We start from the raw sequence: 5,130 nt of genomic DNA, 5'->3' as shown, positions 1-5,130 counted from the left end.
AAGCGGGACCCCGGGTCGAGCCCGGGGTGACGGTGGGGGTGGGCTGACGGTGGAGGAAACGGGCGCGGGTGTCGGTTAGCGTACCAACGCCCTGCCCCCTGCACCCGAAACCGGTTCGCGGGCGTTACAAGTTTCGCTGCGCCCTGGTCTGCGCAGCATCCGGGGCAACAGAAAGCAGCATCATGGGCGAACCGTCCGATTTCGAACTCTCGCGCCGTGGCGTGCTGACCGCCGGGGCGGCCGGGGCCGCGCTGGTGGCGGCGCCATTGTCGGCGACGCAGGCGGCCCCCGCCCCTGCCCCGCCGGCGATGCCGGTGCGGCTGAACGTCAACGGGACGGTGCGCGAGCTGACGCTGGATACGCGGACGACGCTGCTGGATGCGCTGCGCGAGCATCTGCACCTGACCGGCACCAAGAAGGGCTGCGACCATGGCCAGTGCGGTGCGTGCACGGTGATGGTCGAGGGCAAGCGGATCAATAGCTGCCTGACGCTGGCGGTGATGCATGACGGCGATGCGATCACCACCATCGAGGGGCTGGGCACGCCCGAGCGGCTGCACCCGATGCAGGCGGCGTTCGTCAAGCATGACGGCTATCAATGCGGATATTGCACGCCGGGGCAGATCTGTTCGGCGGTGGCGGTGCTCGACGAGATCCGGCGCGGCATCCCCAGCCATGTGCAGGCCGACCTGACCGCCAAACCGCGCGCGACCAATATGGAGCTGCGCGAGCGGATGAGCGGCAATATCTGTCGCTGCGGCGCCTATTCCAACATTGCCGATGCCATGGCGGAGGTCGCGGGCGCATGAAGGCATTTACCTATGAGCGCGCGAAGGACCCGGCCGAGGCGGCGCGGATCGTCGCGACCCGGCCCGGCGCGAAATTCATCGCCGGCGGGACCAACCTGCTCGACCTGATGAAGCTGGAGGCGGAGACGCCGACTCATCTGGTCGATGTGCAGGATCTGAAGCTCGACCGGATCGAGCGGACGTCGGATGGCGGGCTGCGGATCGGGGCGCTGGTCAGCAATACCGACCTTGCCGCCCATGACCGGGTGCGGCGCGATTATGGCGTGCTGACGCGGGCGATCGTGGCGGGCGCGAGCGGCCAGTTGCGCAACAAGGCGACGACGGCGGGCAATCTGCTGCAACGCACGCGCTGTCCCTATTTCTACGACACCAACATGGCGTGCAACAAGCGCAAGGTCGGCTCTGGCTGTGCGGCGATCGGCGGCTATTCGCGGCAATTGGGCGTGATCGGTGTGTCGAACGACTGTATCGCGACCTTTCCAGGCGACATGGCGGTGGCGATGCGGGTGCTGGACGCGGTTATCGAGACGGTCGACGGCAGCGGGCAGACGCGGCGGATTCCGATCGCCGAGTTTCACCGGCTATGGGGTGACCGGCCCGATCTCGACACGGTGCTGAAACCCGGCGAGCTGATTACCGCGGTCACCCTGCCCCGTCCGATCGGCGGCAAACATTTTTACGAGAAGGTGCGCGACCGGGCGTCCTATGCCTATGCCTTGGTGTCGGTCGCGGCGGTGATCCAGCGCGACGGCACGGGGCGTGTGGCGTTCGGCGGCGTGGCGCCGCGTCCGTGGCGGGTCGAGGCGGCCGAGGCGTTGCTGCCGCAGGGTGCTGCCGCCGTGACGGCCCGGGCGTTTCAGGGCGCGACGCCGACCAAGGACAATGCGTTCAAACTGCCGCTCGCGACCCGCGCGCTGGCCTCCGTCATCGCGCAGGCGAAGGGGTAATTCCATGAAGTTCGAAACCCCCGCCGGCACCAATCCGATCGACCGGCAAATGGTGGTCGGCCGTCCGCGTGCGCGGATCGACGGGCCGAAAAAGGTCGCCGGCACCGCGCCCTATGCGTTCGAACATGCCCGCGACGTGCCGAATGCGGCCTATGGCGTGATCGTCGGGGCGGGCGTGGGCAAGGGGACGATCCGCTCGATCGACCTCAGCGCCGCGCGCGCTGCGCCGGGCGTGCTGGCGATCGTCACCGCCGACAGCGCGGGGCCGCTGGGCAAGGGGCGGATGAACACCGTCAAGCTGCTCGCCGGGCCGGCGATCGACCATTATCATCAGGCGGTGGCGGTGGTCGTCGCCGAAAGCTTCGAACAGGCGACCGCCGCTGCGCAGCTGGTGCGGGTCGATGTTGCGCGCATCAAGGGCCGGTTCGACCTGGAAGAGGGGCTGGCTAGCGCCAAGCCGGCGCCGGGTGACGACGGCAAGCCCGAGGCGCGGGTCGGCGATTTCGAAGGGGCTTATGCCGCAGCCCCAGTCAAGCTCGACGCCGAATATACCACGCCCGACCATAGTCATGCGATGATGGAGCCGTTCGCCTCCACCGCGCGCTGGGACGGTGACGCCCTGACGATCTGGACGTCGAACCAGATGGTCGATTGGGGGCGCGGCGATCTGGCCAAGACGCTGGGCATTCCCAAGGACAAGATCAATCTGCAATCGCCCTATGTCGGCGGCGGGTTCGGCGGGAAGCTGTTCCTGCGGGCGGACGCGGTGCTGGCGGCGCTGGGGGCGAAGGCGGCGAAGCGGCCTGTCAAGATCGCGATGGCGCGGCCGATGATGGCCAACAACGCCACCCACCGTCCCGCCACGAAGCAGCGCATACGGATCGGGTGCCAGCAAGACGGGACGATCACCGCGATCGCGCATGAAAGCGGATCGGGCGATCAGCCGGACGGCGGTCCCGAAGCGGCGGTCAACCAGACGAAATTGCTCTATGCCGGGGCAAACCGCCTGGCGGCGATGCGGCTTGCGGTGCTCGACCTGCCCGAAGGCAATGCGATGCGCGCGCCGGGCGAGGCGCCGGGCATGATGGCGCTGGAAGTCGCGATGGACGAGATGGCGGAAAAGCTGGGCATGGACCCGGTCGCGTTCCGCATCAAGAACGACACGCAGGTCGATCCGTCCAACCCGAACAAGCCGTTTTCGCAGCGGCAGCTGGTCCGCTGCCTGACCGAAGGCGCGGAACGCTTCGGGTGGGCGAAGCGCAATGCCAGGCCGGGGCAGGTGCGCGAGGGCAAATGGCTGCGCGGGATCGGCATGGCGGCGGCGTTCCGCAACCATGTCAACATGAAGTCGGCGGCGCGGGTGCGCCTGGTCGGCGGGCGGGTCGTGGTCGAAACCGACATGACCGATATCGGCACCGGCAGCTACACGATCATCGCCCAGACCGCCGCCGAGATGATGGGTGTGTCCGTAGAGGCGGTCGAGGTGCGGTTGGGCAACTCCGCCTATCCGGTGTCGGCCGGGTCGGGCGGGCAATGGGGCGCGCCGAACAGCACCGCGGGCGTCTATGCCGCCTGCGTCAAACTGCGCGAACAGGTTGCGGCCAAGCTGGGCCTCGGCGCCGATGCGGTGTTCGAGGGCGGGCAGGTGCGCGGCGGCGGACGGGCGGTGCCCTTGCGCGATGCCGGCGATCTCAGCGCCGAGGACAGGATCGAGTTCGGCGCGCTCGACAAGCAATATGCCTTTGCCACCTTCGGCGCGCATTTCGTCGAGGTCGCGGTCGATGCCTATACCGGGGTGACCCGCATCCAGCGGATGCTGGCGGTGTGCGCCGCGGGGCGGATCATCAACCCCGTCTCGGCGCGCAGCCAGGTGATCGGCGCGATGACGATGGGCGTCGGGTCGGCGCTGATGGAGGAGCTGGCGGTCGACAAGCGCTTCGGCCTGTTCGTCAACCACGACCTCGCCAGTTATGAGGTGCCGGTCCATGCCGACATCCCGCATCAGGAGGTCGTGTTCCTCGCCGAGGCGGACGAAAAGGCCAATCCGATGAAGGCCAAGGGCGTCGGCGAACTGGGCCTGTGCGGGGTCGGCGCGGCGGTGGCCAATGCGGTGTACAACGCGACCGGCATCAGGGTGCGGGAGTATCCGATCACGCTGGACAAGTATCTGGACAAGCTGCCGGCGGTGGTTTGAGTAGCGTCGCCCCGGGCTTGGTCCGGGGTGATGCTTGTTCTGCCGAGGACTGATCGACCCGGGGACGCCGGCACCCGCCGCCAACACGGCGGCCGCACAGCCGCCGGCCACCAGCCAGAAGCTGCCAAAGGCCTCCGCCGCCAGACGACGGGCATTGGCGATGGGACGAGGACGATCGCTGTCAGGCAGCACACGCTCCCGTCATGTCGGGAACGGCATTGCCGGCGGGCCGCGATGCCACGACCCGCCGGCGGTGGCGGTTATTCGCCGCGAAGGGTGTTGACGACCGCGATCGCGGCGACGCCGGCCAGCGTCGCGGCGAGGAACGGGCGTTCGCGCGCGAACTGGCGCGCCTGATCGATCAGCGGGCGGACGGTGGTTTCGAACGCATCCTTCGCGTCGCCATAGGTCTTCTGCACGGTGCCGCCCAGCTGGTCGGCCTTGCCCTGCCCGCGCAGCTTGTCGTTGCCGGTCGCCGCGCCGATGCCTTCCTTCAGCTTGCCGCCCAGATCGGTGGCCGCGCCGTTCAGCGTGTCGATGTTCATGGTTGGTCTCCGTCCGATTGCGAGGGAAACGTCGCGCGTCGGGATCGTCAGGCCGAACCCGTGCCAGCGAACGGGCAAGTCCGCATCGATGAACGGCGGGCGGGCCATGATGACGCCAAGCGCAACGACGAGCACGCACAACCCCGAACCCAGCGGAATATATCCTGGTATCTTTGCACTATGGCGCGCGTATCTTTGCAGGATCGCGACCGGAACGCACCATGACTTGGCCGGACGGGCAGACCCGCTGCGGCTATTCGGCGCGGAACGGCGGCCAGAGGCGGGCGGCGTGGATCAGGACTAGGATCCAGACGGTGTCGTCGGCGACTTCATAGACCAAGCGGTAACTGCGGTGTGGGGTGAGCTCGCGCGTCCCCGGCACCTCGCCTTCGTGGCCGGACAAGGGAAAGTCGGCGAGGCCGGCGGCCGCTTCGCCGAACGACCGGTCGAGGCGGACGGCGGCGGCGGGATCGCGCACGGACAGATAGTCCCAGATTGCCAGTCGGTCCGCCTCGGCCTCCGGCGTCCAGCGGACCTTCACTCCGGCGCGAGCGCGGCGCGGCGGGCGGCGAAGTCGGCTTCGACGGTATCCTGGTCACGGCCCTGCCCCGCCGCGACGGACCGGCGGGCGGCGG

5 protein-coding genes are annotated in these 5,130 nt (G+C 68.6%); 3 read left to right on the top strand and 2 right to left on the bottom strand.

The features are described from left to right. Window positions 1-182: 182 nt before the first annotated feature. From paoA to paoC, 3 genes are read left to right on the top strand one after another with little or no spacing between them, the layout of a single operon-like run. Window positions 183-809, top strand: a complete 627-nt coding sequence (paoA, locus tag AVT10_RS11205) for an aldehyde dehydrogenase iron-sulfur subunit PaoA (protein ID WP_066691158.1) — start codon at window positions 183-185, stop codon at window positions 807-809. Continuing rightward, window positions 806-1,756, top strand: coding sequence for an FAD binding domain-containing protein (locus AVT10_RS11200; protein WP_066691155.1), 951 nt, complete (start codon window positions 806-808; stop codon window positions 1,754-1,756). The genes paoA and AVT10_RS11200 overlap by 4 nt, the downstream gene beginning before the upstream one ends. Before the next feature lie 4 nt (window positions 1,757-1,760). Further along, window positions 1,761-3,950 carry an aldehyde oxidoreductase molybdenum-binding subunit PaoC gene (gene paoC / locus AVT10_RS11195; protein WP_066691152.1) on the top strand — a complete coding sequence of 730 codons (2,190 nt, stop codon included), beginning with the start codon at window positions 1,761-1,763 and terminating at the stop codon, window positions 3,948-3,950. A gap of 260 nt (window positions 3,951-4,210) precedes the next feature. On the opposite strand, the gene AVT10_RS11190 is transcribed toward paoC, so the two are convergent. Together AVT10_RS11190 and AVT10_RS11185 are read right to left on the bottom strand one after the other, a co-directional pair. Then, complete coding sequence (locus tag AVT10_RS11190) at window positions 4,211-4,495, bottom strand: CsbD family protein (RefSeq protein ID WP_066691161.1); 285 nt, start codon at window positions 4,493-4,495, stop codon at window positions 4,211-4,213. A 253-nt stretch (window positions 4,496-4,748) separates the two neighbouring features. Further along, on the bottom strand, window positions 4,749-5,036 hold the full coding sequence (locus AVT10_RS11185; protein WP_066691149.1) for a type II toxin-antitoxin system RelE/ParE family toxin: 288 nt from the start codon (window positions 5,034-5,036) through the stop codon (window positions 4,749-4,751). Window positions 5,037-5,130: the final 94 nt, after the last annotated feature.

Origin of the sequence: Sphingomonas hankookensis, from assembly GCF_001619955.1 — a bacterium.
In the GTDB taxonomy this organism is placed as follows: Bacteria; Pseudomonadota; Alphaproteobacteria; order Sphingomonadales; family Sphingomonadaceae; genus Sphingomonas; species Sphingomonas hankookensis_A.
This window is presented reverse-complemented; position numbering and strand designations above follow the sequence as displayed.